Here is a 26434-nt window from a genome sequence, read left to right on the forward strand (position 1 = left end):
CGCGCCCCGAGGGGAGGGGGGTCGGGCATATGATGCATGCGCACGTATATATCCTGTGTTGCGTATGGAATCGCAGTTCACAGGAGGTGCCGACGATGGCGATGCCGCAGGGCCGTATGCCGACTCCCCAAGGCGAAGCCCTCGTGGCCGAGCTCCGCTGGGTGCACGACACCATCCGGCGCGACCTTGAGACGGTGACCTGGATGGCCGAGGAGGTCGGGGCCGGCATGCCGCCGCAGGAGGCCCTCGACACGATCCAGCGCCTCTCGACGAACGGCCCCCTCTGGCACCTGCGGATCAACTGCATGCGCTACTGCCGCTTCGTGCATTCGCACCACCGCGGTGAGACGCAGTGGATGTTCCCCGCCCTCAAACGGACCAACCCGGCGCTCGCTCCAGTGGTGGACAAGCTGAACGCCGACCACGACCGGGTGTCCGACCAGCTCGACGAGGTCGAGGCGGCGGCCGACGCCCTGTTCCGGGGCGACACCACCGCCAATCGCGAACGGCTCGCGGTCGCCCTCCGAAGCCTCGCCACGGACCTGCTCGCCCACCTCGAGTACGAGGAGGAGCAGGTGTTCGACACCATCCGCACCTGGACCCACTGGCCCTACATGTCGCAGGACCTGACGCCTTGACCGACGAGCCCGCCCACCGCGACGACGACGGCGACGACGACCGCGACCACGACGCCTACTCCTGTGCCCGGGCCTGGGTGGCGTTGAGTACGGCTCACGCCCTGGTGACCGACCGCCTCAGCGCGGCCCTGACCGAATCCTGCGGCCTGAGCATGAACGACTTCGAGGTCCTACTCCGGCTGAACCGAGTCGCCCCGCCGGGGTTGCGCCTCGGCGATCTGCAGCCCGCCGTACGGCTGTCGCAGCCTTCCCTCAGCCGGATGATCGCCCGGCTGGCATACCGGGGCCTGGTGCGGCGCGAACGCGATCCGGACGACGGGCGCAGCGTGCTGATCTCCATCACGGAGGCGGGCGCGGCACAGCTCCGCCGTGCCGCGCCCGTGCACGCCGACACCCTCCGCGAGGTGCTGCTTGACCGGCTCACGCCGGCCGAGCACGACAGCCTCGCGGCAGTGCTTGACAGGGTTGCGGGGATATCCCCGGTAGGACCACCTGAAACAAGGAGTGACCAGATATGAAACGCCAAGTGCAGTTCGGGCTCAACGCCGACGGCGTCGCCGGGGGCATGGACGCGGCGCAGCGCATCGTCGGCATCGCCGAGCGCAGCGGCATTGAATACGTGGGGATCCAGGACCATCCATACAACCCCACTTTCTACGACACCTTCTCCGTCATCACCTGGCTCGCCGCCCGCACGGAGAAGGTGAGGTTCTTCCCTAACGTCGCGAATCTTCCGCTGCGTCCTCCGGCCATGCTGGCCAAGCAGGCCGCCGCCATCGACGCGCTCTCCGGCGGGCGGTTCGAGCTCGGGCTCGGCGCCGGGGCGTTCGCCGAGGCGATCAGCGGTATGGGCGGCCCCAGCCGTACGACCCGGGAGGCGCGTGAGGCGCTGTCGGAGGCCATCGACATCCTGAGGGCCACCTGGGCGGGGCGGCCGTTCTCCTTCGAGGGCGAGCACTACCGCCTGGCGGGCACGCAGCCGGGCCCGTCGCCGGCGCACGAGATCGGCATCTGGGTGGGAGCGACGGGCCCCAGGGCGGCCGCGCTGATCGGGGCGAAGGCCGATGGGTGGTCGGTGTCGGCGGCGTATGTCCCGCCGGCGAAGCTGCCCGCGCTCAACGAGATCATCACCGGCGCGGCCAAGGAGGCCGGGCGGGACCCCGACCGTATCGTGCGGCTCTACAACCTCATGGGACTCATCGGTGGCAAGGGCAATGGCGCCTTGGAAGGCCCCGTGGATCGGTGGGTGGAGACGATCACCGCGCTCTACACCGAGTACGAGATGAACATGTTCGTGTTCTGGCCCACCGAGGACCGGGAGCGCCAGTCGCAGATCTTCGCCGAGGAGGTCGCCCCGGCGGTGCGCGCCGCCCTTGCGCGCCGCGGCTAGACCGGCGGGGCCTGACGGCAGGGCCCGGCTCCAGGGCCCGACTGCGGGATCGATGATCGAACCCGGTGGCAGGAGCGAAGGCGCCGGGTCCCGAGCCCCCACGGCACGGGACCCGGCGCGCGGGCTCACACCTGGCCGAGGAGCTCGTTGAAGCGGCCGAGCATCAAGTCGGCGCCCTTGTACTGCGAGGTGACCTCGGCGCCCACAACGCCCATGCCGGGGAGCTGGCTCGCGCCCGCGCTCGGGCCGAGCGGCAGCAGGATGAGCGGCTCGCCCACCTCGTAGGTGGAGCGCTTGTCCTCACCGGCGATGAGGGCGGCGATGTTCTCCGCGACCACGTCGCCGTGGCGCATCGCCGAGCCGGCCCGCTTGGCCTCGGGCACCGTGGTGATGTCGCCGATGGCGAACACCGTGTCGTGTCCTTCGACCTGGAGCGTGTCGGTCACCTTGATCTGGCCGTTCGCCTCCCGCGCGGCGGCCAGGGAACCGGCCAGGTAGTCGGTGACGGGGTTGACCCCGTAGCACCGGAACCAGATGTCGGCCTCCACGGTCGTCCCGGCCTGGGTGGTCGCGGTGATGTCGCCCTGGACACCGATGGGGGTCTCCGGCTCGTGGGTGAGGGCGCTGCCGAGCACGAGCTGCACGTCCAGCGTGGCGAGCTGGGAGCGGATCTCCTCGCGGAGCTCCTGGGCGAAGTCGGCCAGGATGTCGGCGACGGGGTCGACGATGACGACCTGCTTGTCGGGCCACTCGGCCTTGATCTCGCCGGCGAACTCCAGGCCCACCGGACCCGCGCCGAGCAGCAGGACGCGCTTGGCCGCGGCCAGCTCCCCATGGGCCGTGCGGTACTTGTCCTGGGCCGCGGCGCTGTCGTCCATGTTGGTCTTAGCCGGGAACGGGTAGGTGGAGCCCGTGGCGAGGACGACGTAGTCGGCCTTGAGCTTCTCCCCGGAGGCCAGCGTGACCTGGTGGGGCTCGACGCTGACCGCGCGGTCGCGCACGACGCGGCCCTTGGCGAGGAGGCCGTCGTAGGGGATGAAGATGTTCGGCATCCAGTCGGGCTTGACGATGGCCCGGAGGGCTCCGACGTTGTGGACGAAGGCGTCACGGGGCTCGACGAGCACTACGTCGGCTTTGTCGTCGAGGGCCTTGGCGGCTGCGGTTCCGCCGTACCCTCCTCCGATGACCACTACGGTCGCGCTCATATTCAGGCTCCTTACCGTTGGTTCACTGAGTACAAGGTAGGTACAGCGAACTAAAGTAGTTGGAGCTTTCAACTATTCCGTCGACGGCCCACCAATTGGCGGAGCCGGGCAAGGGCGGGCGGCCCGAAACAGGCCGGTGAGGATTGTCCCGGGGCACGTGCGCTCACCCGCCGCCGCGCGTGAGCGCATCCGGCTCGCGGCGAGCGCTAGACGGGCGCGTGCGGCCCTGTTCCCCAGGTAGCCGCCCGCTCCCTCACCGCGGCGCGCGCAGCCGCGCTCCGTCGACGACCTTGCGCTTGCCGACGGGGTGCTTGAGCTTCACCGTGGTGGTCTTCTGTACGGCGAGGGCGATGCAGGACATGGACGCCGCATTCTGGGCGGCGCCTTCGTAGAGCGTCACGATGACCCGCTTGGGCGTGCGCTTGACCTTGACCCGGTCCAGCACGGTGCAAGGTGCGACGCCCGACCACCACACCAGTGTGATCGCCCGTCCCTTCGAGGTGACCTTGGCGCTGGTCCACGGCACCGGCCGCGGGTTGATCGCGTTCCCGACGGGCTTGGTGGGCCGTGGCCGGTCATCCGCCGGCGGGGGAGACGAGGAGCCGAGCGCGGGGGCCGCAGGGGGAGCTGTGGAGCCGAGCGCGGGGGCCGCCGCAGTGAGGGTCAACGCCATGCATCCGGTAATCAGTAAGGCCTTTCGCATATCCTCACCACGGATCGCGCGCGGCCATGGTTCACGCTCCTCGCTTCACACGGCAGTGGCGTCGGCGGCGCGCGGGAGACGTACACGCGGGAGACGTACACGCGGGAGATGGACATGCGTGAGGTGGTCACGCGGGCGGTGCCGTACGGCACGGGCCTCGCGCGCGGACGCCGGTAGGCTGCATCGTCGTGGCCGACACACATCACTCCGCTCACTCCACGGGGGACGCTGACATGATCGCGATTCTGGGGACCGGCAAGATGGGCGAAGCCCTCATGTCGGGCTTGCTTCGGGCGGGCTTCAAATCCGGCCAGATCATGGCGACGGCACGCCGGGTGGAGCGTGCCGAGGCGCTGCGTGAGAGCTACGGCGTGCGCGTGGTGTCCAACATCGAAGCCGCCAAATCCGCCGACACCCTCATCCTGACCGTCAAGCCCCAGGACATGGCGGGGCTGCTGGCGGAGATCCAGCCCTACGTCCCCGCCGACCGGCTCGTGATCTCCGCGGCGGCCGGCATCACGACCGCCTTCGTGGAGTCGCGGCTCGGCACGGACGTGCCGGTGGTCCGGGTGATGTCCAACACCCCCGTGCTGGTCGACGAGGCGATGAGCGTGATCTCCGCGGGCGCCCACGCGGGCGAGGAGCACCTGCGCCACACGGAGGAGCTGCTGAAGCCCGTCGGCAAGGTGCTGCGCATCCCCGAGTCGCAGCAGGACGCGGCCACCGCGCTGTCGGGCAGCGGCCCGGCCTACTTCTTCTACCTGGTCGAGGCCATGGTCGACGCCGGCATCCTGCTCGGCATGCCGCGCTCGGCGGCGCTTGACATGGTGACGCAGTCGATCGTGGGTGCGGCGATCATGCTCCGGGACTCCGGCGAGCACCCGGTCATCCTGCGCGAGGCGGTCACCTCGCCCGGTGGCACCACGATCGCCGCGATCGCCGAGCTTGAGCGCCACAGCGTGCGCGCGGCCTTCCTCGCCGCGATCGAGGCGGCACGCGACCGGGGCCGCGAGCTGGCCGCCGGCTGACGCCGGGAGGTCGGGCCGCAGAGCTCCCGGGGCCGCGGAGCCCGCCCCGACCGCAGAGCCCGCCCCGACCGCGAATCAGTCCGGGCTGAAAAGCCTTAGGAAAGTTTCCAATTCAAAGGCATCATTTCCCTGGGATGGCCGCAGGTGAAATGAGGTCGGCTCGTGGCACAAGGACCTTCGATATGGTCGAGGGACTTCCGGCTCTTCTTCGCGGCCCGCACGGTGTCGATGCTCGGGCACGGCATGCTGCCCGTGGCCACGGCGCTCGGCGTGCAGAAGGACCACGGCCCGACCGGCGTAGGGCTGGCGCTGGCCGCCGGGATGGCGCCGATGGCGCTGCTCATCCTGTTCGGCGGGGTGTTCGGCGACCGTTTCACCCCGCGCCGGATGATGGTGGGCGCCGACACCGTGCGCATGCTGTCCCAGGGATGTCTGGCCGCCCTGTTCTTCACCGGCGTTCCGGCCCTGTGGCAGATCATCCTGCTTTCCGCGATCACCGGTGCCGCCGCGGCCATGTTCCTCCCCGGCGTGGCGAGTACGGTGCCCCGCGTGGCCCGCGATGTACAGCAGGCCAATGCCGCCCTGCGCGTGTCCGAGTCGGTCATGCAGCTGGTAGGGCCGGGGCTGGCCGGAGTCCTGGTGGCGTCCGCCGGGGTGGGGGTGGTGTTCGCCGTCGAGGCCGGCGGGTTCGCGCTCAGCGCGCTGTGCCTGCTGCTGATGCGCGTGGAGGTGGAACGTGACGCCACCGCGAAGACCTCAGTGATCCGCGACCTGCGGGAGGGGTGGACCGAGTTCAGATCGCGCACCTGGATGTGGAGCGTGATCCTGGTGTGGGTGGTTTTCGGCATCACGCTGTTCGGCCCGATGATTCCGCTCGGCGCGCTGCTGGTGACGGAGAACGCCGGCGAGTCCGCCTATGGCCTGGTGCTGTCGGCCGGCGGCGCGGGCACGATCCTCGGCGGCCTGGTCGCCATGCGGCTACGCCCGCGGCGCCCGCTGGCGGCGGGCGCCGTCGCGATGTTCGGCTTCGCCCTGCAACCGCTGACGATCGCCCTCGCCGCACCCCTCCCTATGGTCATGGCGGGGTTCGTACTGGGGGGCGCCGGATGGGCCTTCTGGTCGGTGATGTGGGCGACGAGCATCCAGACGCACGTCGCCCCCGACGTGCTGAACCGCGTGAGCGCCTACGAGATCGGCGGGTCGATCTTCGCGATGCCGATCGGCCAGGCCCTCGCAGGGCCGATCGCCTCGCTGCTGGGCGGCCTGACCGGTGCCCCGGGCGCTCAGGCCCTCTCTGCGGGGGCCACGGCGATGCTGTGGCTTTCCACGGCGGTCACCGTCACCGGCCTGCTCACGCTGCTTCTCATTCCCGCGGTGCGCGGCCTGCGCCGCGCCGACCCCGCGCCGACCCCGGCTGCGGGGCCCCAGCCCGTTTCGTAGGAGAGTCCCCTCAGGCGTCGCGCCGCTGGAGCAGTACGGCGCCGATCGCCAGGATGACCACGGCCCACAGCGTGTAGACCCCGAGCCCGGCCCACGGGCCGAGGAGCCCGTCGGTCGCGCCGACCTTGGAAGTACCCGTGGGGGAGGCGACCAGAAGCCCGGTCTCACTCCCGAAGTCACCGGAACCGCTTCACAGTGATCACGCCTTGTCCTTCTGGGGGACGGGCAGCGGGATCTTCGCCATGACCCGGAAGCCGCCGCTTTCCCGTGTCCCCGTCTGCAACTGCCCGCCGCAGAGCGCGACGCGCTCGGCCATGCCGGACAATCCGTGTCCACCGCTCCCGCCGGAGACGCCGACACCGTCGTCCAGCACCTCGACTTCGACGGAGGAGTCCGTATAGGCCAGCCGTACCGTGGCGCGGGCCCCGCCGCCGTGTTTGCGCGTGTTGGTGAGGGCCTCCTGCACGATCCGGTAGACCGCGCGGTCGATCGCCGAGGGCAGAGGTACGGCGTCGCCCTCCACCCGCAGCTCAACGGGCAGGCCGGCCTGTCTGACCTGGGTGAAGAGGTCGGGGAGCGCCGCCGTACCCGCCGTCGGCGCCGCGGCGGGGTCGTCGGGGGCCTCATCCGGGCCGGTGCCGTCGGCCCGCAGCACGTTGAGGAGCTGACGCATCTCGCCGAGCGCCTCCCTGGCGGTGCTTTCCGCGGTGGCGAGCGCCTCCTGGGCGCTGTCGGGGCGCCTGGCCATGTTCGTGCGGGCCGCGCCGACCATGACACTGATCACGCTGATGTGGTGGGCCACCACGTCATGGAGCTCGCGGGCGATGCGTCTGCGCTCGGCGCGCACCGCCTCGTCGGCGGCCTGCCGTGCCGCACGCCTGCGCAGTTCGAGGCGTAGACGTATGACCTGCCCGACCACGATGACCAGCAGGGGGCCGAATGCGAAGCTCAGGACGTGGCCGACCGTGCCGGTGCGCACGTAGGTGAGGAGGGCCGAGGCGCCGATGTACAGCGCCATGGTCACGGCGCAGGTGATCCAACTGACCTTCGACCTTGTGTACTTGCCCACGCTGTAGAACGCGACCAGCGCCGCGGGACCGAACAGCGTGCTGTCGGTGTGGACGAGCGCGGCTCGCGCGATGTCCGCCGCCACCACGACGCCGAGGACGTGCAGGGGGTGACTGCGCCTCCGCAGCAGGGCGAGGGCGCCGACGGCGCACAGGAGTAGCGACGCGCCCAAGCCTAGGGAAGGCGGGCGGGGCGGTTGCCGGCCCAGCTCGAAGAGGATGAGCGAGCTGAGCGTCTCCAGCAGCCACACGACGGTGACCAGGCAGATGTTCAGGGCGCGGGCCCACCGGTCGGCCTTCCACGCGGTCTGGGTGCTCCGCATGCGCATACCCAGAGATTACGTGTTTGCTCAATGATCTGCCGAAATAGTCTAAGGATTGAGAACAAGCGTTACCCAAGGGCGTACGGCTCCGCCGAATGATCGCCGGATCGGCCCGGTGCGGTAACGTCGGCTCCCTGGAGGGAGGGGGCGGCCGCCCTCCACACGCCCTCGGGAGAGCCGTTTACGAGGGGGAGCCCTCCATGAGTGAGTCCGTGTGGGTTGTCTGGGACGACGCGCTCACCTCCTACGACTTCGGGCCCGGTCACCCGATGGCTCCTATCCGGGTCGAGCTGACCATGGCGCTCGCACGTGAGCTCGGCGTGCTCGACGGGGTCGAGCTGACCGGATGCGCCGCCGCCACCGACGACGAACTCGCTCTCGTCCACCACCGCGACTACATCGAGGCGGTCAAGGCGGTCTCCGCGCGCGGTGAGCCCGATCTGCGCCGCGGCCTCGGGCCCGGCGACACCCCGGCCTTCCGCGGCGTGCACGAGGCGTCGGCGCTGATCGCGGGGGCGACGCTGACCGCCGCGCGAGCCGTGTGGACGGGGAGGGCCGAGCACGCCGTCAACATCGCGGGCGGCCTCCACCACGCGATGCCGGGCGCGGCGAGCGGCTTCTGCGTCTACAACGACCCCGGCGTCGCGATCGCCTGGCTGCTCTCCCAGGGGGCCGAGCGGGTCGCCTACGTCGATGTCGATGTGCACCACGGCGACGGGGTGCAATACATGTTCGAGCACGATCCCCGCGTCCTCACGATCAGCCTGCACGAGACCCCGACGAGCCTGTTCCCCGGCACCGGCTTCCCCACGGAGACCGGCGCCGAAGGCACCGCCGTCAACGTGGCCCTTCCCGTCGGGTGCGGCGACGGCGGCTGGCTGCGGGCGTTCCACGCGGTCGTGCCGCCGCTGTTGAGGGAGTTCGCCCCCGAGGTGCTCGTCACCCAGCACGGCTGCGACAGCCATGCCCTCGATCCGCTCGCGCACCTCATGCTGAGCATCGACGGGCAGCGTACGGCGTATGCCGTGCTCCACAGCCTGGCCCATGAGACGGCCGGCGGGCGCTGGATCGCGACCGGAGGCGGTGGCTATGAGCTGGTCCAGGTGGTGCCCCGGGCATGGACGCATCTGATCGCGGAGGCCGCGGGCGATCCGGTCGAGCCGACGACCCCGACCCCGGCGCGGTGGCGGGAGTTTGCGACGGAAAAAACTGGTGAGGTACCGCCTTTGACGATGACCGACGGTCGTAGCCCGGAATTTTACGACTTCACTGATGGTTATGACCCTAGTGACGCCGTCGACCGCTCCATCGTGGCGACGCGGAAGGCGGTCTTTCCCCTACATGGACTCGACCCTCTCCCCTGAGGGGCCTTCCGGAGGTCAACTTGCCCAGCCGGGATGAACTACGCGACCACCTGATACGCACCAGAATCGCTGGAGATGTCGCAACCAGCAGGGAAAACAACCTCGATCACTATCGGTTGCTGGCGGAGCGTGACCCCTACCTCATGCTCGGGCTCACCCTCTCGGAGCCGTGGCCGTTCCGCGACATCCTCGCATTGATGGCCAAGGCCGCGGGAGTCGTCCCCGACCCCGAGCATCTCACGGGCCAGGACACCATCGATCCCGAGCGCGTGCTCGACGCGCTGGACGAGATGGCGGAGGTCATCGCGGGGGCTCTCGCCGTACCGGGAGCGCGGGTGCTGCTGGCCACGGGGCACCCGGCGGGGCTGCTGCCCGTGCACCTGGCGCTGGGGCGGCTCGCGGTGGCGCACGGAGCCACCCTGCTTGAGCCCGCCGAGGGCTTCGAGCACGTCAACCCGTACTTCGGTCGCAGGCGCTCGATCCGCTACCTCGAAGGCGTGGCGATCCTCTCGGACAAGGGCGCCTTCGTCCACTCCCACGAGGCCGAGCCGATGCGTGCGATGCTCGCCGAGCTCGGAGACGACCGGCCCGACCTGGTCATCGCCGACCACGGCTGGGCGGGCGCCGCGGGGGAGGCGGGTCTGCTCACGGTGGGCTTCGCCGACAGCAACGACCCGGCGCTCTTCGTGGGGGAGGCCGAAGGCAAGCTCGCGGCCGTCGTGCCGCTCGATGACCACGTGCTTCCGCGTTACTACGCTCCGTTGGCTGATTATCTGGTAACGCAGGTCACCCGCGCCCTAGGAGCCTGATTCGGCCCACCTTATACGTGTATTTCGCGCCTGCATTCCTCGTCACACCCCCCGCGTTTGCCAACTTTTTGAGGCCGCTGGGCGAGGCTGATGGTGAGGGAGTTGGCCCGTTCCAGTGCGTGGCCAGGGCCCTGCGGTGGCTGCTGGCCTGGCACTTCTCGGGTTTCACGGACATAGGACACCGATGGCTGATGAAATGGGGGGTTTGCGCGTTCGGGGTCCGGACTTACGCTGACAGCAGTACACGTGCGTGAGCAATGGCACCAGTGGGGATAACCCGGATACACGTGCGGAAGAGGCGTCCGATGGGTGCAGTCGAAAGACCTCTCAGTGAGGTGCAGTTCTTGACGGTGGCCGAGGTGGCCACGGTCATGAGGGTGTCCAAGATGACGGTGTACCGGCTCGTACACTCAGGCGAACTGCCGGCCATCAGGGTCGGCCGGTCGTTCCGAGTGCCCGAGAAGGCGGTACACGACTATCTGCGGGATGCCTACATCGCGGCAGGGTGAGGCCACGGTCCCGGCATACCGGGAAAGGTTGCCGAGGGCCCGGCGCTTCACATCATGTAGCGGTATGCGACGGCATGCCGTGAATGGCTGATGCGCGGGGTCCCCCCAGGGACCGATCTACCGTGGATCGCCGGTAGTCTGTTGGCCCGGTGTGCGTTCGTGCACCGGTTTGACGTCTACCGCTACCTGGGGGTCCCGTGGGCTCTGTGATTAAGAAGCGCCGTAAGCGCATGGCCAAGAAGAAGCACCGCAAGCTGCTGAAGAAGACCCGCATCCAGCGGCGCAACAAGAAGTAGTAACGCGGGACCTGCGAGGCGCCGATGACCCACACCGTGCTTGTCACAGGGGTCTCACGCCACATCGGCGCCCGAGTGGCGGGCGTTCTCGCGTCCGACCCGGATGTCGCCAGCGTCATCGGAGTGGACACCGCACCGCCCTGGAGTCAGGGCAGGTCGTATGACCCATCGGGTCGCGCGCAGTTCGTCCGGGTCGATCTGCGCAGTTCCGACATCGCAGATGTGATGTCGGTAGCCGACATCGACACCGTTGTGCATTTGAGTCTGGTCAGCGCTCCTTCACGTAGCGCGGGCAGGGACTCCATGAAGGAGCACAACATCATCGGGACGATGCAGCTCCTGGCCGCCTGCCAGCGGTCGGCCACCGTGCGGCGTGTCGTCGTGCGCTCGACCACCGCTGTCTACGGTTCGTCGTCCCACGACCCGGCCGTCTTCACCGAAGATCTAGAGGCGGCCGACACGCCGAACCACGGCTACGGCAAGGACGCCATCGAAGTCGAGGGCTACGTGCGGGGCTTCGCCCGGCGCCGCCCCGACATCCCGGTGTCGTTACTGCGGTTCGCCCCCCTCATGGGGCCGACCGTGTCCTCGCCGCTCACCCGGTTCTTCGTCAAGCCCGTGCTGCCGACCGTGCTGGGCTTCGACCCGCGCCTCCAGTTCGTCCACGAGGACGACGCGGTCGAAGTCCTGCGCCGCATGGCCGTGGAAGACCACCCCGGCACCTTCAACGTGGCGGGCGACGGCGTCCTGACGATGTCCCAGTGCGTGCGGCGCACGGGACGGCTCACGGTTCCGCTTCCCTCGCCCGCGTTCCGCGTGCTCGGCGAGGCCGTACGGCGGGCCGGTATCCTCGAGTATTCGCCGGAGCAGCTCAGCCTGCTGAGCCACGGCCGGGCCGTCGACACCGCACGACTGGCCCACGAACTGGGATGGAAGCCGAAGTTCACCACCGCGGCCGCCTTCGACGACTTCCTCCGCGCCCACGGGATGCCGGGCGGGCTCCCGGTCGCGTTGGTCGACGCGGTGGCGGAGCTGGTCCGTCCCCGTGGAGACACCGGGGGTGAGTGACAATGCGATCCGCACCTGACGACGACCGGCCGGGACGGGTCATCCCATTCGGGAAGGGCCGAGACAGGGCCTACGACGCTTACGGCCACGCCTACGACGCCGATGAGGCGCGCGGAGATCACGGGGCCGAGCGCCGCGTCGACCACCTGACCCGCTTCATGGACTTCTTGCGCCGGAGGGTCGCCGGCGACTACGAGGTCGACGAGTTCGGGTTCGACCCTGAGCTGACCGACAAGGTCACGCTCGAACTCATGCGGCCGCTGTACCGCACGTGGTTCCGGGTCGAGACCCTGGGAGCGGGCGACGTGCCCGCGGAGAGCGGCGCCCTGATCGTCGCCAACCACTCCGGCACGCTCCCGCTGGACGCCCTGATGTTGCAGGTCGCCATGCACGACGAGGTCGGCAGGCCCCTGCGCCTGCTCGGAGCCGACCTCGTCTACCAACTCCCCGTTCTCAACCACCTGGCCCGCAAGACCGGCCACACGCTGGCCTGCCGCGAGGACGCCGACAGGCTCCTGCGCAAGGGGGAGGCGGTCGGGGTGTTCCCCGAAGGGTTCAAGGGGGTCGGCAAGCCGTTCTCCGAGCGCTACCGGCTGCAGCGGTTCGGCAGGGGCGGTTTCGTGGCCTCCGCCATACGCGCCGGGGTGCCCATCGTGCCGTGCGCGATCGTGGGGGCCGAGGAGATCTATCCGAAGATCGGCGATCTGCCGGTGCTCGCCCGCATCCTGGGGCTGCCTTACCTCCCGATCACGCCGCTCTTCCCGTGGTTCGGGCCGCTCGGGCTGATCCCGTTGCCGTCCAAGTGGATGATCGAGTTCGGGGAGCCCATCCGCACCGACGACTACGATCCCGGCGCGGCCGACGACCCGATGCTGGTCTTCAACCTCACCGACCATGTGCGGGAGATCATGCAGCAGATGCTCAACGAGCTGCGCCTGCGTCGGGGGCACGCCTTCCCGCCGCTCTTCTGACCCCGATGCGTGACCCCGATGCGTGACCCCGATGCGTGACCCCGATGCGTGACCCCGATGCGTGACCCCGATGCGTGACCCCGATGCATGGCCCTGGCGCGGGCGATCCGGCAGGGGCGATCCGGCGGGGGCGATCCGGCGGCGGGCAGGGAGCCCACAGGGCGGACTCAGCGCCGGGAGCGGTAGAGCCTGCGCAGCGCCACGGCGGCGGCGATGCCGCCGGCGACGGCCCCCGCGCCGGCCGCGATGGGCAGGCCGATCATCGTGGCCTTGCGCCCGGTGCGGAAGTCCCGGATCTCCCAGCCGTTCCTCCGCGCGTGTTCGCGCAGCTCGGCGTCGGGGTTGATCGCGTACGCGTTGCCGACCAGCGACAGCATCGGCAGGTCGTTGGCCGAGTCGCTGTAGGCCGTACAGCGGGACAGGTCCAGACCCTCGCGCCGGGCGAGGGCGCGTACGGCCTCGGCCTTGGCCGGGCCGTGCAGCAGGTCGCCCACGAGCCGCCCGGTGTAGACGCCGTCCTTGGTCTCCGACACCGTGCCGAGCGCGCCGGTCAGGCCGAGCCGCTGGGCGATCACCCTGGCCAGCTCGACCGGGGTCGCGGTGACCAGCCACACCCGCTGGCCGGCGTCCAGGTGGCTCTGGGCGAGCGCTCTGGTGCCCGCCCAGATGCGGTCGGCCATCGCCTCGTCGTAGATGTCCTCGCCGAGCCGTACGACCTCGGCGACCTCGCTGCCCGCCACGAAGGCCAGGGCGGTCTCCCTGGCCTGCGCGATGTGCACGGGGTTCTCGCTCCCCCCGAGGCGGAACAGGGCCTGGCCCAGGGCGAACCTGAAGAGGTCACGGGATGTGAACAGACCGCGGGCCGCGAGCCCGCGGGCGAAGTGGTAGATCGAAGCGCCGCGCATCATCGTGTTGTCGACGTCGAAGAAGGCGGCCGCGGTGGGGTCGGGCTCGGCCACGGGCGCGGTGACCACCGCGGCCGCGGCCGCCACCTCGCCTGCCATCTCGGCCTCGACCCCGTGACGCCGTCGCAATAGCCGCCTCATAGCCGCTCAGCTTAACCGCCGTGAGTGGACGAACCCGTAAGAGTCAGGTGAACACCGCGTGGTGGCGGGTCTCATACGGCACCGCCCACGAAGCCTTTAATCCGGCGAGGCCAGCCCATCGATCAGGTTCAGGTAGCCATTGGCCTGGCGTTGGGTTTCCGCGTCCATCTGGCGCAGCATGGGCTCCACCATGTTGCGCTGCTCCTTGGCGAACCGCTGGAGGTCGGCGCGTTCGCCCGACCCGCGGTGTCTGACCCTGCTCAGGGTGTCGATGGCGAGGCGCGTGGTGACCTCCATGTCCTTCAGCGTGGTTCCGACCAGGTTCCCCCGCTCGGGGGAGCCGAGGAGCGCGGCGACCTCCTCCGCCCGGGTGCGGGCGGAGACCAGCTCGCGCTGGGCCCTCTCCACGTCGCTGGTGCTGAGGTTGAGCAGGGTGTTCTCGGCCGCGCGCTTGAGCGGGTAGAGCACGTCGCCCGGCACCGAGCCGTACGCCGCGAACCCGCTGATCAAGACCATCCCGCCGAGCATCAGGCTGATCACCTGGGCCATCAGGTGAATGCCTCGCCCTCGGCCTCCCGACGGTGTTCCGCGTTCCGGGTCGGTATCGTCCGCGCCCTCCCCGGCCTGAGCCGCCGCCCAGAGTTCTTCACGGAGTCTGGACCGGAACTCGCCCCGTGGGCCGCCGCCCAGGCGCGTGTTCATCCCGGTCAGGTGTTGTTCGAGTAGGTGTGCCTGCGCTCTCCGCGAGGCACCGGGCAGCCGCCGCCCGGGCCGCAACCAACGCATGAACGCTCCCTGCCGCCCCCGCACGATGATCTATCGGTGTTACTTGCCTAACGACGAGTCGCATTCAAGGTTACGCGGTAGGTGAAACTTCAACGAAGTTCGTTGGAGAGCGCCCTGGCGAGCGCGCGCACCGCTCGGAACTGCAGTGCTTTGATCGCGCCGTTCTTCTTGCCCATGATGAGGGCCGTCTCGGCGAGTGACATTCCGTGCAGGAAACGTAGCACCACGCATTCCTGTTGGTCGGCTTTGAGGTCGCGTACGGCGCGCAACACCTTCTCGTTTGTGATGGCGGTCACAACCGCGTTCTCGGGGATGTGCGGACCGTCCAGCGGGGTGTCGAGTACTTCCGCCGTGGACACCTCAAGTCGGTAACGACCGGACTTGAAATGATCGGTCACGAGATTGCGGGCGATCGTCACCAACCAGGCGGCAAAGTCGCGCCCCTGCCAGGTGAAATCGGTGATTCGCCGGAGCGCGCGGAGGAAGGTCTCGCTAGTCAGATCCTCCGCGAGCGTGTGAGAACCCACACGGAAGTAGATGTAGCGATAGACCAGGTCAAGGTAGCGATCGTAGAGCGTGCCAAACGCTTCGGCGTCGCCCGTCTTGGCCCGCAGCACTAACGTTTTCAGGTCGTCGCCCTTAGACGGCGCGAGTTCCTCGTGGGCGGGGGACTTGTGCGTGGAGTCACTTCGAGTGGCGTCTCTGCGCGCGCCTTTGTGCACGTCCTTCTGCGCGGCAAGGTCACGCGGCGGTGCGGGCTGCGCCACCCCTGCGGCGGCTGAAGGGAGTAGCCCGGCGAACGGCCATGTATCAGGCATCCGGTATCCCTGGGGAGAATGGGGTGCGGCGTGCTCGCCCACTCTAGAAATCAAAGCTTAATTACACAATCCATTCCGCAGTCTCTGCTGTACGTATTCGGTGACTTCCGGGTGGAGCGATGCACTCGCGTGCGCCCCCGCGAGGGGAGGGCCAGGTGCGGCGTCCACCACACCGGCTACCCGCACGGGGGCGATGTCCGGCAGCATTGGGGGCACCATGGAAGTCGTTGTCGCCGTCATCGCGTTCGCCGGAGCCCTGCTGTCGGCCATCGCCACCGGAGCGCTCATCGGGCGGTTGCGGGAGGAGACCACCGGCTGGCTGATCGCCTGGAGCGTCGTCACCGCCTCGCTGTGCGTCGCTCTCGGCATGGTCGCCACCGGCCATCTGATCGGGTTCGGGCCGTCCACGTTCCGGCTCCTCCAGCTCACCGGTTCATTCCTCGCGCCGGTCTATCTCGCCGTCGGTCTCGTCCAACTGCTGACGGGCAAGGTCCCCGTCAAGTTCGCGGCCTGGCTGACCAGCATCGGGTTCAGCGTGGTCGCCGCAGGGGTCCTCCTGTTCGACCCGCTCAACGCCGCCGACAAGTTCGGCAAGGCGCTCCCCGCAGCCGACCTGCACTGGAAATGGCCGCCGTCCTACGCCCTCCTCGCCGCGCACATCATCGCCGCACTGGTGCTGATCGCCACCCTGGTGATCGCCGTGATGCGGGGGCGCGGGGGCGACGACTACGACGCCGACAACATGCACGCCGCGCTGGTGCTGGTGCCGACCGGCCTCGCACTCATCGCGTCGGGCACGTTAGGGCTGCCCGGGCCGCTCACCGTCATCCTGCTCGCCGCGACCGCCGCCGCGATCTGGTACTCGGTGCTCCGCCCGCTCGCCCCCTACGAAGACGACGAGGAAGAGGACGACGAGATCGACGACGAGGAATGGGGCCGCTCCCGCAGGGGAGAGCGTGGCCGAGGTGCGGACCGCGCGGGTGACCGCGCCGGCGCCCGCAGGGGTGACGACGGGGGTGACGGCGCGCCGGTCGGCGAGCGGCCCGGAGGCCGGGGCGGCGACCGGGCGGGAAGAGGCGGGGCGCAGCCCGACCCCGCCGCGCAGCCCTCCCGCCGCGGGCGCACCGGGCCCATGGCACCCGTCGAGCAGCCCCGCAGATCCGGCCTCGGCGATCTCGTCGCGGAATACCGCGCGGGCGAGGCCGAGGTCGACTACTCCGCACGCATGGCGCCGGGAGGGCCCGGAGCGGCCCACGGTCGGCCGGACGCCTTCCACGACGGCCCCGGATGGCCCGGACCGGGCGGACCGGGCGGACCGGACGGATCGGGCCATGGCGTCGACGACGGGCGCGGCCGGTGGCGGGGCGACTACGCCGACGCCACCGCCTCAGGGCAGCACGGCGGGCTAGGCGGCCCTGGCGGGCCGGGTGGCCCCGGAGGTCCCAGTGGCCCTGGCGGGCCGGGTGGTCTGGGTGGCCACGGCGGTCCGGGCGCGTTCGACGACGACCCCTTCGGCGGTCCCGCGACCGGGCAGATCATGCCCGGCGAACTCGCCGCGTACGGCATGTCCGAGGACGACAGGCACCGCCGCCCCGACTACGGAGCCCCGCCCGACAGGCAGGTCTACGGGAGCCCGCCGTCGGAATACGGCGACCAGGCCGGCTCGCAGGCGCGGCCGTACGACCCGGGCTTCGACCCCGACATGCCGGCCACCGGCATGATCTCCAGCATCGACGTCGCCAACTACGCCGGCCCGCCCCAAGGCCCGGCGGTCCCCGGCGGTACGGGAGCTCCCGGTGGACCGGTCGGCGGTATGAGGGGCGGCGCGGGAGCCGGTCCGGGCTCCTTCGGGCACGACCCGCTGGGGGCGGGCCGGCCCGACGTCCTGGCGTACGGCTCGCACAGCGCACCAGGCGGCTCCAACACCACCTGGTCGGACGCCGGCCGCTCCGACGGCACCTGGTCGGCAGGGGCCCAGGCGGGCAACGCCCACATCGGGCCCGGTGGCGACACCGGCGGCGCAGGAGGCGGCCGTCCCTCGCCGAACATCTTCGGCATGCTCACCGTCTTCACCCTCATGGACGGCGCGGGCGAGGCTTTCGACCGCCTCGCCGACGACACCGTCGAGGCGGTCCAGCGCACCGAACCCGACACGTTGATCTTCGCCTGCCACAGCGTCAAGTCCGCGCCGCTGCAGCGCATCGTCTACGAGATCTACCGTGACCAGGTCGCCTACGCCGAGCACCAGCGCCGGCCCCATGTCGAGCGCTTCGTCACCGAACGCCAGCCGCTCGTCCTGGCCACCAACGTGATCGAGCTGAACGTCAACGCCGCCAAGGTCGTGCCTCTCCCGACGGCGTTCCAACCTTGAACGATGTACGGCACGGCCCCGCCGGGGCCCGTGCCGTACACGGTGTCCGGGGCCCGTGAGGCGGGCCCGGGGCGCGAGAGGTGCCGGGGTCAGGAGAGGGCGGCGCGGAGGCGGGCCTCGTCGACCCGCCAGTAGTCATGCTGCACCCCGTCCACCAAGGTCACCGGGATCATCTCCCAGTATTTTTCGTAAAGCTCAGGCGAGCCGGTGATGTCCCGCTCCTCCCACGTCACACCGAGATCGCCGGCGACCCGTTCGACGACGGCTCGGGCGTCGTCGCAGAGGTGGCAGCCGGGCTTTCCGAGCAGCGTGATGCGGTGGGTCGTGTCGGCCATGGCGTTCACCGTAGCCGACGCGCCGGGGGCCGCCTGTGACCCCTGGAAGGGGCCGGGGCTGCGGCCGCGTTGCCGTACCGACTTTGTGCGTCGGTTCACAAAGGGATTAACCTGGGGGAGCAGTGTCCTCACCTCGATAATCCCGTAATCCGTCGCTTCCGCGCCAGCGGCAGAGCCGCGCCGGACGACCTGTCCCCCTGGAGCTCCGGCACGTGACCCGCCGAATGTCCCAAGCCCGTGGCATACCCGAGGCGACCGTAGCCCGGTTGCCGCTCTACTTGCGGGCGCTCAACGGGATGGCGGAGCGCGGGGTCGCGACGGTGAGCTCGGAGGACCTGGCGGTGGCGGCGGGGGTGAATTCGGCGAAGCTGCGCAAGGACCTTTCCCACCTCGGGTCGTACGGCACGCGAGGGGTGGGCTACGACGTCGAATACCTGATCTACCAGATCTCCCGTGAACTCGGCCTGACGCAGGACTGGGCCGTCGCGATCATCGGCGTCGGTAACCTTGGTCGGGCTTTGGCGAACTATGGTGGGTTTGTGTCGCGCGGTTTCAGGGTTGCCGCGCTCTTCGACGCCGACCCCGACGTGGTGGGCGACCACATCGCGGGATTGAATGTGGAGCACATCGACGACCTGGAGGCCGTGATCCGGCGCCGGGGAGTGTCCATCGCGGTGATCGCGACACCGGCGGCGAAGGCGCAGCAGGTCTGCGACCGCGTGATGTCGGCGGGAGTCACAAGCATCCTGAACTTCGCTCCGGTCGTCCTGTCTGTACCTGATGACGTCGATGTCCGTAAAGTCGACCTTTCTATAGAACTGCAGATCCTGGCGTTCCACGAGCAGCGCAAAGCGGATCGGATGAGTGGGGGGCCGGTAATGGCCGAGGAGTGGCCCGAGGCGGTGAACCTTTCGATCTCTTCGGATGTCGTGGGTTCCCTGGGTTCCGTGAGATCCGCGGATCCGGCGGGCACCGGCGAGCGGGAGTCGCAATGACCGTGCTCGCGCTGGGAGTGAGTCACCGCACCGCGCCGGTGGCGCTGCTTGAACGCGTGTCCGTGTCCGGCGACGCGCTGGTCAAGCTGCTGCACGACGCCCACCGGGACGAGTCGGTGGCCGAGGTCATGGTGATCTCCACCTGCAACCGCGTGGAGATCTACGCAGGGGTGGACCGGTTCCACGGCGCGCTGAACGCGTTGACCGCGCTGCTCAGCGCCCACTCGGGCGTCCCCGTCGAGCGGCTGACGCCGCACCTCTACGTGCACTACGCCGACCGCGCCGTCGAACACCTGTTCTCCGTCGCCTGCGGCTTGGACTCCATGGTGCTCGGCGAGGGCCAGATCCTCGGGCAGGTACGGCAGGCGCTCAAACTGGCCCAGCAGGAGGGCACGCTCGGCCAGTCCCTCAACGAGCTCGCCCAGCAGGCGCTGCGCGTCGGCAAGCGCGCCCACACCGAGACCGGCATCGACCGCGCCGGCGCCTCCCTGGTGGGCGTCGGGCTCACCCTGGCCGAGCGCGAGATCGGCCCGGTGGCGGGCAAGCGCGCGCTGGTGGTCGGCGCGGGGTCCATGAGCGCTCTGACGGCGGCGACACTGGCCCGCGAGGGCGTCACCGACATCGTGGTCGCGAACCGCACGTTCGAGCGTGCCGTACGGCTCGCCGAGACGGTCGGCGGGCGTGCCGTACGGCTGGACCAGGTGGCCGACGAGCTGACGGAAGCCGACCTCGTCGTGTCCTGCACCGGCGCCGGCAGCCTGGTGATCACGCCGGACATGATCGAGCCGCGCGACAGGCCGCTGTTCCTGCTGGACCTCGCCCTGCCGCACGACATCGACCCGGCCGTCCGCGCCCTCGACGGAGTGACGCTCGTCGACCTGGAGTCGATGCAGGAGTCCGGGGTCGCGGCGCAGGGCGCCGAACGCGCCGAGGCGATCGAGTCCGCGAAACGAATCGTGTGCGTCGAGGTCGAGGCATATCTTGAAGGGGAGCGCGCGGCACGGGTCACCCCGACCGTCGTGGCGCTGCGCAGCAAGGCGGCCGACGTGGTGGAGGCCGAGCTCGGCAGGCTGGCCGCGCGGGTGCCCGAGATCGAGGGCAGACTGCGCGACGAGGTGACGCAGACCGTGCGGCGCGTGGTGGACAAGCTGCTTCACGAGCCGACCGTGCGTGTCAAACGACTCGCCGCCTCCTCCGCGGGTGATCATTATGCGGAGGCCCTGCGCGAACTGTTCGACTTGGATCCGAAGGTGCCCGAGGCCGTGGGACGGCCCGAGACGATCGACACGGAGGTGGACCGGTGACAACGCCCCTGCGCCTCGGCACGCGCCGGAGTCTGATGGCGACCACGCAGTCGCAGATGGTGGCCGACCGGCTCACCGCCGCGACGGGCAGGCCGGTCGAGCTGGTCGGCGTGACGACCTTCGGCGACGTGACCAAGGCGCATCTCGCGCAGCTCGGCGGCACGGGCGTGTTCGTCAGCGCGCTGCGTGACAAGCTCGTCGAAGGCGAGATCGACTTCGCGGTCCACTCGCTCAAGGACCTGCCGACCGCGCCGGACGAAAGGCTTTCGCTGGCCGCCGTCGTGGCCCGGCACGATCACCGGGACGCCCTGGTCGGCCCGCTGAAGCTCGCCGACCTGCGGCCCGGCGCCACCGTCGGCACCGGCTCGCCCCGGCGGGTGGCGCAGCTCCGGATGCTCCGGCCCGACCTGAACTACGTCCCGATCCGCGGCAACGCCGACACCAGGATCGCCAAGGTCCACGCGGGCGAGCTGGACGCGGTCGTGCTGGCCGCCGCGGGGCTGTTCAGGATCGGGCGCGACGACGAGATCGCCCAGACCTTCGAGGTCGAGGAGATGCTTCCCGCCCCCGGGCAGGGCGCCCTCGCCGTCGAGTGCCCCGCGGACCGGCCCGAGCTGATCGAGCTGCTGCGCGCGCTCGACGACCCGCAGACCAGGGCGGCGGTGACGGCCGAACGGGCCGTGCTCGCCGCGCTTGAGGCCGGGTGTTCCGCGCCCGTGGGTGCGTTCGCTCTCGCGGACGGGCACACTCTCAACCTGACCGCCGTCGTCGTCGGCATCGACGGCGCACGTGCGGTCCGCAAGTCCACCGCCGGATCCTCCGACTCGGCCATGGAGCTCGGACGCGACCTCGCGTCCGCCATGATCGGGGAGGGGGCCGACATGTTGATGGGGGAGCAGTCCCATTGAGCTCCGCAAGTCCAGCCTCCGAGCACCAGACCGGATTCGTCGCCTTCGTCGGCGCCGGCCCCGGTGACGAGAACCTTCTGACCCTTCGGGGCGCCGACCTGCTCTCGCGGGCCGACATCGTGGTCCTGGACCGCGAGGCGTACGGCGCGCTCCTGCGGCATTGCCGCCAGGAGGCCGAGATCCTCGACGGGGAGCTGACGGCGCACGCCGTACACGCCGCCAAGGACGGCAAGGTCGTCGTCAGGCTGTGCGCGGGCGACCCGATGTTCTTCTCGTCGATCACCGACGAGGTCACGGCCTGTGCGAAGGCGGAGGTGGACTTCGAGATCGTGCCGGGTGTCCCGCCGGCGACGGCGGTGCTCACCTACGCGGGCATCCCGCCGGCGACGGCCGTGCCCGAGTTCCGGATCGTCGACGCGGCGCAGGAGCAGGACTGGGCGTCGCACGCCGCCTGCCCGGGCACGCTCGTGATCTACAACGGCGTGGCGGAAGCCGTACCGATCGCCAAGGCGCTCATCGCGAACGGCAAGGCCGACACCACGCCGGTCGCCGTCAGCAGCGGCGGCACGACGACCGAGCAGTACACCGTGGTGTCCTCGCTCGCCCGGCTCCAGGCCGACCTCAAGCACGCGGGGATCACCGAGCCCGCGCTGATCGTGGTGGGCGACGCGGTCGGCATGCGCGAGCGCATGTCGTGGTTCGAGACCAAGCCGCTGTTCGGCTGGCGAGTGCTCGTGCCCCGCACCAAGGAGCAGTCGGCGGCGCTGTCGGAGCAGCTCCAGTCGTACGGCGCGGTGCCCGAGGAGGTGCCGACGATCTCGGTCGAGCCGCCCCGCACCCCGCAGCAGATGGACCGTGCGATCAAGGGGCTCGTCACGGGCCGCTACGAGTGGGTGGCGTTCACCAGCGCCAACGCGGTGAAGGCGGTCAGGGAGAAGTTCGAGGAGTACGGCCTGGACGCCCGGGCGTTCGCCGGCCTCAAGGTGGCCTCCGTGGGCGACGCGACCTCGCGGGCGCTGATCGAGTTCGGCGTCAAGCCCGACCTCGTGCCGACGGGGGAGCAGTCCTCCGAGGGCCTGGTCGCGGAGTGGCCGCCCTACGACTCGATGCTCGACCCGATCAACCGCGTCCTGCTGCCCCGCGCCGACATCGCGACCGAGACGCTCGTCGCGGGCCTGACCGAGCTCGGATGGGAGTGCGACGACGTCACGGCGTACCGCACGGTCCGGGCCGCTCCGCCGCCGGCGCCGATCCGCGAGGCGATCAAGGGCGGCGGGTTCGACGCGGTGCTGTTCACCTCGTCGAGCACGGTCCGCAACCTGGTCGGTATCGCGGGCAAGCCGCATCACGTCACCGTGATCGCGGTCATCGGCCCGCAGACCGCCAAGACCGCCGAGGAGTTCGGCCTGCGGGTCGACGTGATGGCGGACAAGCCATCGGCTTCCGCGCTCGGCGCCGCGCTCGCGGAGTACGGCGCGAAGATGCGGCAGGCGTCCGTGGAAGCGGGCGAGGTGCCCCGCAAGCCTTCGCAGATGCGCCGAGGAGCCCGTCGGCGGATGAAGTAGGCCCTGTCCGTCTGTTCAATTCCACAGCGGATCGTCGTCGTCTCCACGACGGGATCATCCGTACACAGGGGCGGCAGCCTGCCGCGACGTCCACGTTCACCCGAAGGGGGTTCCCACCCATGAGCGCAGAGTTCCCCGTCGCGCGGCCGAGGCGGCTGCGGCGCAGCGCGGCGATGCGCCGGCTCACGGCGGGCACGCGGCTCCACCCGGCGGACCTGATCCTTCCGATGTTCGTCAAAGAGGGGATCAGCGAGCCGCACCCGGTCTCCTCCATGCCCGGCGTCCTCCAGCACACGCGCGACTCCCTGCGCAAAGCCGCCCGCGAGGCCGCCGAGGCGGGCGTGGGCGGCGTGATCCTGTTCGGCGTGCCCCAGGTCAAGGACGCCCGCGGATCGGCCGCCGACGACCCCGACGGCATCGTGCAGCAGGCCCTCGCCGACGTGACCGCCGAAGTCGGCGACGCGCTCGTCGTGATGAGCGACACCTGCCTCGACGAGTTCACCGACCACGGGCACTGCGGCATCCTCACCGAGACCGGCGAGGTCGACAACGACGCCACCCTCGCCCGCTACGCCTCCGCCGCCGTCGCGCAGGCGCGGGCCGGCTCCCAGGTCATCGCGCCCAGCGGCATGATGGACGGCCAGGTGGCCGCCATCCGCTCAGCGCTCGACACCGCCGGCTACCCGCACATTCCGATCCTGGCCTACTCGGCGAAATACGCCTCGGCCTTCTACGGCCCCTTCCGGGAGGCCGCTGAATGCGCGCCGCAGTTCGGCGACCGCAACTCCTACCAGCAGGACCCCGCGGGCCCCCTCGGCGAGGCCCTCCGGGAGGTGCGGCTCGACCTCGCCGAAGGCGCCGACGCCGTCATGGTCAAGCCAGCCCTCGCATACCTCGACATCCTCCGCCAGATCCGCGACACCGTCGACGTGCCCGTCGCCGCCTACCAGGTCAGCGGGGAATACGCCATGGTCGAGGCTGCGGCGGCCAACGGGTGGATCGACCGCGACCGCGTGATCATGGAGTCGCTGGTCGCCATCCGCCGGGCCGGAGCCGACCTCATCCTTACGTATTGGGCCACCGAGGTGGCTCGCAAGCTCTGAACTGGGGGGTTTGCATCAGCCACGTGAGGCGCGTGCGTTAGAGTGCGAGAACGAAGTGCTGGTGTGTCCCAGGTGGCGCAGTCCAGTCCTTTTTGCCGGTGTGAATCATGTTTCGGCACATCCTGATTAGTTGAGAACCTCCCGATCAGGTGAGGACTGGAGTCACCGGAGTCGGGGCCGCCCGATGTGCGCCCCGACACAGGCCGGGGTCGCTCACAGACGACGGAGGGCACCATGGTGGGGGTACCGCTCGCTCGGCGCAGCAAGCGGCGCACGCGGCCGACGAAGAACATCGTCAACGTGCTTCAATACGCCGCGATCGGCTGGGCCGCAGCCCCCGGCGCCCACCCGCTGACACGCGGAGCCAGAGCCTGCTCCTGCGACCGCCTCGGCTGCCCCGAACCCGGCGCCCACCCCGTAACCCCCGCCTGGCGCATCCAAGCCACCACCGACACCGCCCAACTGACCCGCTGGTGGGAACACGACCCCGAAGCCAACGTCATCCTCCCCACCGGACGAATCTTCGACGTCTTCGACGTCCCCCGCGCCGCCGGCCTCGCCACGCTCACGCGGATGGACGCCAAAGGCCAGTCCACAGGCCCAGTCGCTGAAAGCGGCGACCGGGTCCTCTTCTTCGTCGCCACCCGCGGCGCCCCCGAAGACGACGAGGAATGGTGGTCGTGCGATCTGGACTACGTGCCGGCCACGATCGACGAGACGCCCGGTCTCCGCTGGCATTGCCGCGAAAGTTACGTCCTCGCGCCGCCTTCGGCGCTCCCCGGCGGGGCCACGGTGACATGGCTCCGCGCGCCTTCGGGGCTTCCGTTGCCCGACCCGCTGGTGCTGTTGGCTGAGCTGGCGGACTGTATTTAAAGGCGCGTGTTTGATTGCGCGCGTGTTTGATTGCGCGCCTGCGGCGCGCGGCGAGAGGGCGACTCCCGAGAGGTTGGGCTTCGGTCAGGCGGGTCGGTCGGGTCGGCTGGGCGATTGGGCCGACGGCCTGGATGGGCTGCGAGGCGGGCGGCTCCGGGGGGTCGGGTGGGAGACCAATAGGCTGGGCTCTGTGAGCGGTATCAAGATCTCCGAGTCCCTGTTCGAGCGTGCGCGCGAGGTTGTGCCGGGGGGTGTCAACTCGCCGGTCCGCGCGTTCGGAGCGGTGGGCGGCACGCCGCGTTTCATGGAATCCGGCGAGGGCGCCTATCTGGTGGACGTCGACGGCAACCGCTATGTGGACCTCGTGTGCTCGTGGGGGCCGATGCTTCTCGGCCACCGCCACCCGGACGTGGTGGCGGCGCTGTCGGAGGCGGTGACGCGGGGCACGTCGTTCGGTACGGCGACGCGCGGCGAGGTGGAGCTGGCCGAGGAGATCGTGTCCAGGGTGGCGCCGGTGGAGAAGGTCCGGCTGGTGAGCTCGGGCACCGAGGCGACGATGTCGGCGGTGAGGCTGGCCCGCGGCTTCACGGGGCGGAGCAAGGTGGTGAAGTTCGCCGGGTGCTACCACGGGCATGTGGACGCGCTGCTGGCGTCGGCGGGGTCGGGCGTGGTGACGTTCGGGCTGCCGGACACGCCAGGGGTCACGGGTGCTTCGGCGGCGGACACGATCGTCTTGCCGTACAACTCGGTGGAGGCGGTCGAGGCGGCGTTCCGGGAGGCGGGCCCCGAGATCGCGTGTGTGATCACGGAGGCGTGTCCGGCGAACATGGGTGTGGTGCCGCCGCTGCCCGGGTTCAATCAGCGGTTGCGGGAGCTGTGCACGGAACACGGCGCCCTGCTGATCATTGACGAGGTGCTGACGGGTTTCCGGGTGTCGCCCGCCGGGTGGTACGGCCTGGACCCGGTCGAGGCCGACCTGATGACGTTCGGCAAGGTCATGGGGGGCGGGCTTCCCGCGGCGGCGTTCGGCGGTCGCGCCGACGTCATGTCGGCGCTCGCGCCGGAGGGGCCGGTCTACCAGGCGGGCACCCTGTCGGGCAACCCGCTGGCGTGTGCGGCAGGGCTCGCCACGCTGCGCGCGGCGGACGGCGAGGTCTACGACAGGGTCGACGCCTCGGCGCTGCTGGTCGGCAGGATCGCGTCCGACGCGCTGAGTTCGGCGGGGGTGCCCCACAGTCTGCAGCGCGCGGGCAACCTGTTCTCGATTTTCTTCACTGAGGGGCCGGTGACGGATTTCGCCGCGGCCCAGAAGCAGAACACCGCCGCGTATCGCGCGTTCTTCCACGCGATGCTGGACGAGGGCGTCTACATGCCGCCTTCCGCGTATGAGGCGTGGTTCCTGTCGGCGGCTCACGGCGATAAGGCGCTGACCCGTGTCGCCGAGGCGCTGCCTGTCGCGGCGAAGGCGGCGGCGTCCGTCCTTTAAAGGCGTGCTTTGAACGCGCCCTTTTGGCGCGTG

The 26434-nt window shown here is 70.1% G+C and carries 26 protein-coding genes; 19 read left to right on the forward strand and 7 right to left on the reverse strand.

Features of this window, described 5'->3' with window-relative positions; all coding sequences use genetic code 11:
* Positions 1–95: 95 nt before the first annotated feature.
* Genes BLQ73_RS05580 through BLQ73_RS05590 form a run of 3 tightly spaced genes read left to right on the forward strand, consistent with a single transcriptional unit; the run spans position 96 to position 2028 of the window.
* Entirely contained in the window at positions 96–638 is a 543-nt protein-coding gene (locus tag BLQ73_RS05580; protein ID WP_176955289.1) for a hemerythrin domain-containing protein, read from the forward strand.
* Complete coding sequence (locus tag BLQ73_RS05585) at positions 635–1156, forward strand: MarR family winged helix-turn-helix transcriptional regulator (RefSeq protein ID WP_093168944.1); 522 nt, start codon at positions 635–637, stop codon at positions 1154–1156. Before BLQ73_RS05580 ends, BLQ73_RS05585 begins: the two co-directional genes overlap by 4 nt.
* Positions 1153–2028 carry an LLM class flavin-dependent oxidoreductase gene (locus BLQ73_RS05590; RefSeq protein WP_093168946.1) on the forward strand — a complete coding sequence of 292 codons (876 nt, stop codon included), beginning with the start codon at positions 1153–1155 and terminating at the stop codon, positions 2026–2028. Before BLQ73_RS05585 ends, BLQ73_RS05590 begins: the two co-directional genes overlap by 4 nt.
* Before the next feature lie 125 nt (positions 2029–2153).
* Here BLQ73_RS05590 and BLQ73_RS05595 read toward each other — a convergent pair whose 3' ends face one another.
* Both BLQ73_RS05595 and BLQ73_RS05600 read right to left on the reverse strand, forming a co-directional pair.
* A complete protein-coding gene (locus tag BLQ73_RS05595) occupies positions 2154–3233 on the reverse strand; it encodes an NAD(P)/FAD-dependent oxidoreductase (RefSeq protein WP_093168948.1) in 1080 nt (359 codons plus the stop codon).
* A 253-nt stretch (positions 3234–3486) separates the two neighbouring features.
* Complete coding sequence (locus tag BLQ73_RS05600; protein ID WP_245690817.1) at positions 3487–3906, reverse strand: hypothetical protein; 420 nt, start codon at positions 3904–3906, stop codon at positions 3487–3489.
* Positions 3907–4169: 263 nt separating this feature from the next.
* Here BLQ73_RS05600 and proC point away from each other — a divergent pair, with 263 nt between their 5' ends.
* On the forward strand, positions 4170–4964 hold the full coding sequence (gene proC / locus BLQ73_RS05605; RefSeq protein ID WP_093168952.1) for a pyrroline-5-carboxylate reductase: 795 nt from the start codon (positions 4170–4172) through the stop codon (positions 4962–4964).
* A 162-nt stretch (positions 4965–5126) separates the two neighbouring features.
* Positions 5127–6404: an MFS transporter gene (locus BLQ73_RS05610; RefSeq protein ID WP_245690818.1), complete on the forward strand. Its 1278-nt coding sequence runs from the start codon at positions 5127–5129 to the stop codon at positions 6402–6404.
* A 199-nt stretch (positions 6405–6603) separates the two neighbouring features.
* Here BLQ73_RS05610 and BLQ73_RS05615 read toward each other — a convergent pair whose 3' ends face one another.
* Positions 6604–7800 carry a sensor histidine kinase gene (locus BLQ73_RS05615; protein ID WP_093168954.1) on the reverse strand — a complete coding sequence of 399 codons (1197 nt, stop codon included), beginning with the start codon at positions 7798–7800 and terminating at the stop codon, positions 6604–6606.
* A gap of 194 nt (positions 7801–7994) precedes the next feature.
* Here BLQ73_RS05615 and BLQ73_RS05620 point away from each other — a divergent pair, with 194 nt between their 5' ends.
* The 6 genes from BLQ73_RS05620 (at position 7995) to BLQ73_RS05645 (ending at position 12811) form a co-directional block, all read left to right on the forward strand.
* The gene (locus BLQ73_RS05620) at positions 7995–9158 is read left to right on the forward strand and encodes an acetoin utilization protein AcuC (protein ID WP_093168956.1); all 1164 of its coding nucleotides are present in this window, start codon (positions 7995–7997) and stop codon (positions 9156–9158) included.
* A 20-nt stretch (positions 9159–9178) separates the two neighbouring features.
* Entirely contained in the window at positions 9179–9967 is a 789-nt protein-coding gene (locus BLQ73_RS05625; RefSeq protein WP_093168958.1) for a phosphatase, read from the forward strand.
* A gap of 305 nt (positions 9968–10272) precedes the next feature.
* Positions 10273–10476: a helix-turn-helix domain-containing protein gene (locus BLQ73_RS05630; RefSeq protein WP_093168960.1), complete on the forward strand. Its 204-nt coding sequence runs from the start codon at positions 10273–10275 to the stop codon at positions 10474–10476.
* 197 nt (positions 10477–10673) lie between these two features.
* On the forward strand, positions 10674–10772 hold the full coding sequence (locus tag BLQ73_RS05635; RefSeq protein ID WP_018654693.1) for a 30S ribosomal protein bS22: 99 nt from the start codon (positions 10674–10676) through the stop codon (positions 10770–10772).
* A 24-nt stretch (positions 10773–10796) separates the two neighbouring features.
* Complete coding sequence (locus BLQ73_RS05640) at positions 10797–11840, forward strand: NAD-dependent epimerase/dehydratase family protein (RefSeq protein ID WP_093168962.1); 1044 nt, start codon at positions 10797–10799, stop codon at positions 11838–11840.
* A 2-nt stretch (positions 11841–11842) separates the two neighbouring features.
* Positions 11843–12811, forward strand: a complete 969-nt coding sequence (locus tag BLQ73_RS05645; protein ID WP_093168964.1) for a lysophospholipid acyltransferase family protein — start codon at positions 11843–11845, stop codon at positions 12809–12811.
* Between the two features lie 167 nt (positions 12812–12978).
* On the opposite strand, the gene BLQ73_RS05650 is transcribed toward BLQ73_RS05645, so the two are convergent.
* The 3 genes from BLQ73_RS05650 to BLQ73_RS05660 form a co-directional block, all read right to left on the reverse strand.
* The gene (locus tag BLQ73_RS05650; protein WP_093168966.1) at positions 12979–13857 is read right to left on the reverse strand and encodes an HAD family hydrolase; all 879 of its coding nucleotides are present in this window, start codon (positions 13855–13857) and stop codon (positions 12979–12981) included.
* 96 nt (positions 13858–13953) lie between these two features.
* Entirely contained in the window at positions 13954–14643 is a 690-nt protein-coding gene (locus BLQ73_RS05655; RefSeq protein WP_143020139.1) for a DUF5667 domain-containing protein, read from the reverse strand.
* Positions 14644–14732: 89 nt separating this feature from the next.
* On the reverse strand, positions 14733–15461 hold the full coding sequence (locus tag BLQ73_RS05660; RefSeq protein WP_093168970.1) for a sigma-70 family RNA polymerase sigma factor: 729 nt from the start codon (positions 15459–15461) through the stop codon (positions 14733–14735).
* Between the two features lie 217 nt (positions 15462–15678).
* Between BLQ73_RS05660 and BLQ73_RS05665 the strand changes: the two genes are divergently transcribed.
* Positions 15679–17832, forward strand: a complete 2154-nt coding sequence (locus BLQ73_RS05665) for a putative quinol monooxygenase (protein ID WP_143020140.1) — start codon at positions 15679–15681, stop codon at positions 17830–17832.
* Between the two features lie 89 nt (positions 17833–17921).
* Here the strand turns inward: BLQ73_RS05665 and BLQ73_RS05670 are convergent, their stop codons facing one another.
* Entirely contained in the window at positions 17922–18167 is a 246-nt protein-coding gene (locus BLQ73_RS05670) for a glutaredoxin family protein (RefSeq protein WP_093168973.1), read from the reverse strand.
* Positions 18168–18391: 224 nt separating this feature from the next.
* On the opposite strand from BLQ73_RS05670, the gene BLQ73_RS05675 reads away from it, so the two are divergent.
* The 7 genes from BLQ73_RS05675 (at position 18392) to hemL (ending at position 26401) form a co-directional block, all read left to right on the forward strand.
* A complete protein-coding gene (locus BLQ73_RS05675) occupies positions 18392–19162 on the forward strand; it encodes a redox-sensing transcriptional repressor Rex (RefSeq protein ID WP_245690819.1) in 771 nt (256 codons plus the stop codon).
* Positions 19159–20466, forward strand: coding sequence for a glutamyl-tRNA reductase (locus BLQ73_RS05680; RefSeq protein ID WP_093168975.1), 1308 nt, complete (start codon positions 19159–19161; stop codon positions 20464–20466). The genes BLQ73_RS05675 and BLQ73_RS05680 overlap by 4 nt, the downstream gene beginning before the upstream one ends.
* On the forward strand, positions 20463–21374 hold the full coding sequence (hemC, locus tag BLQ73_RS05685) for a hydroxymethylbilane synthase (RefSeq protein ID WP_093168977.1): 912 nt from the start codon (positions 20463–20465) through the stop codon (positions 21372–21374). The genes BLQ73_RS05680 and hemC overlap by 4 nt, the downstream gene beginning before the upstream one ends.
* A complete protein-coding gene (locus BLQ73_RS05690; RefSeq protein ID WP_093168979.1) occupies positions 21371–22939 on the forward strand; it encodes a bifunctional uroporphyrinogen-III C-methyltransferase/uroporphyrinogen-III synthase in 1569 nt (522 codons plus the stop codon). Before hemC ends, BLQ73_RS05690 begins: the two co-directional genes overlap by 4 nt.
* A 119-nt stretch (positions 22940–23058) precedes the next feature.
* Positions 23059–24042: a porphobilinogen synthase gene (hemB, locus tag BLQ73_RS05695; protein ID WP_093168981.1), complete on the forward strand. Its 984-nt coding sequence runs from the start codon at positions 23059–23061 to the stop codon at positions 24040–24042.
* Between the two features lie 234 nt (positions 24043–24276).
* A complete protein-coding gene (locus BLQ73_RS05700) occupies positions 24277–24915 on the forward strand; it encodes a bifunctional DNA primase/polymerase (RefSeq protein WP_093168983.1) in 639 nt (212 codons plus the stop codon).
* 190 nt (positions 24916–25105) lie between these two features.
* Positions 25106–26401, forward strand: coding sequence for a glutamate-1-semialdehyde 2,1-aminomutase (gene hemL, locus BLQ73_RS05705; protein ID WP_093168985.1), 1296 nt, complete (start codon positions 25106–25108; stop codon positions 26399–26401).
* Positions 26402–26434: the final 33 nt, after the last annotated feature.

Source organism: Sinosporangium album (genome assembly GCF_900100605.1).
GTDB classification, from domain to species: Bacteria; Actinomycetota; Actinomycetes; order Streptosporangiales; family Streptosporangiaceae; genus Sinosporangium; species Sinosporangium album.

Coding starts and splice junctions, on each gene's coding strand:
- BLQ73_RS05580 (WP_176955289.1), top strand. CDS start 96: ATGGCGATGCCGCAGGGCCGTATGCCGACTCCCCAAGGCGAAGCCCTC.
- BLQ73_RS05590 (WP_093168946.1), top strand. CDS start 1,153: ATGAAACGCCAAGTGCAGTTCGGGCTCAACGCCGACGGCGTCGCCGGG.
- BLQ73_RS05595 (WP_093168948.1), bottom strand. CDS start 3,233: ATGAGCGCGACCGTAGTGGTCATCGGAGGAGGGTACGGCGGAACCGCA.
- BLQ73_RS05600 (WP_245690817.1), bottom strand. CDS start 3,906: ATGGCGTTGACCCTCACTGCGGCGGCCCCCGCGCTCGGCTCCACAGCT.
- proC (WP_093168952.1), top strand. CDS start 4,170: ATGATCGCGATTCTGGGGACCGGCAAGATGGGCGAAGCCCTCATGTCG.
- BLQ73_RS05615 (WP_093168954.1), bottom strand. CDS start 7,800: ATGCGCATGCGGAGCACCCAGACCGCGTGGAAGGCCGACCGGTGGGCC.
- BLQ73_RS05620 (WP_093168956.1), top strand. CDS start 7,995: ATGAGTGAGTCCGTGTGGGTTGTCTGGGACGACGCGCTCACCTCCTAC.
- BLQ73_RS05630 (WP_093168960.1), top strand. CDS start 10,273: ATGGGTGCAGTCGAAAGACCTCTCAGTGAGGTGCAGTTCTTGACGGTG.
- BLQ73_RS05640 (WP_093168962.1), top strand. CDS start 10,797: ATGACCCACACCGTGCTTGTCACAGGGGTCTCACGCCACATCGGCGCC.
- BLQ73_RS05645 (WP_093168964.1), top strand. CDS start 11,843: ATGCGATCCGCACCTGACGACGACCGGCCGGGACGGGTCATCCCATTC.
- BLQ73_RS05650 (WP_093168966.1), bottom strand. CDS start 13,857: ATGAGGCGGCTATTGCGACGGCGTCACGGGGTCGAGGCCGAGATGGCA.
- BLQ73_RS05655 (WP_143020139.1), bottom strand. CDS start 14,643: ATGCGTTGGTTGCGGCCCGGGCGGCGGCTGCCCGGTGCCTCGCGGAGA.
- BLQ73_RS05660 (WP_093168970.1), bottom strand. CDS start 15,461: ATGCCTGATACATGGCCGTTCGCCGGGCTACTCCCTTCAGCCGCCGCA.
- BLQ73_RS05665 (WP_143020140.1), top strand. CDS start 15,679: ATGGAAGTCGTTGTCGCCGTCATCGCGTTCGCCGGAGCCCTGCTGTCG.
- BLQ73_RS05670 (WP_093168973.1), bottom strand. CDS start 18,167: ATGGCCGACACGACCCACCGCATCACGCTGCTCGGAAAGCCCGGCTGC.
- BLQ73_RS05675 (WP_245690819.1), top strand. CDS start 18,392: ATGTCCCAAGCCCGTGGCATACCCGAGGCGACCGTAGCCCGGTTGCCG.
- BLQ73_RS05680 (WP_093168975.1), top strand. CDS start 19,159: ATGACCGTGCTCGCGCTGGGAGTGAGTCACCGCACCGCGCCGGTGGCG.
- hemB (WP_093168981.1), top strand. CDS start 23,059: ATGAGCGCAGAGTTCCCCGTCGCGCGGCCGAGGCGGCTGCGGCGCAGC.
- BLQ73_RS05700 (WP_093168983.1), top strand. CDS start 24,277: ATGGTGGGGGTACCGCTCGCTCGGCGCAGCAAGCGGCGCACGCGGCCG.